We start from the raw sequence: 505 nt of genomic DNA on the forward strand, positions 1-505 counted from the left end.
CTTCACAGATCTTAACAAAGATGAAGAAGCTTATAACTCCTTCGTATCTAAGCAAAAAGGATTTCTTGGAAACCTGATGTCGAATCCCTCATTTTATTTTCAGAATGCCTTAGGAAAAGTGAGAAATGAAGGAAATCCACGATATATAGGATTCCCTACTGCAGAAAAATTTGATGAGCAGGATTATGATCTGGCATATCAAAAATATCAGGAAAGATTTGCCAATGCAGGAGATTTCACCTTCTATTTTGTTGGTAACATTGAAGAAGCCGAGTTGAAAAAATATGCAACAACTTACCTTGCCAGCCTTCCCGGCTCAGAAGAAAAAGAACAGTACAAAATTCCTGATTTTAAACCTGATAATTCTTATCATAAGGAAGTAGTATATCAGGGAAAAGACCCTAAAAGCCAGGTGAGTATACAATGGACAGGAGAAACAGAATATGATGTCTCCGAAGATTTCGCACTGGGAGCTTTGGGAGAGATTCTTACGATCAAACTTGTG

General features: G+C 37.4%; 1 protein-coding gene. It reads left to right on the plus strand.

What is annotated here, in order from left to right; genetic code table 11:
- Positions 1–505: insulinase family protein (locus tag HC176_RS16105; protein ID WP_167920019.1), on the plus strand; the 505-nt coding region annotated here is incomplete at both ends.

This window comes from Tamlana crocina (assembly GCF_012037625.1).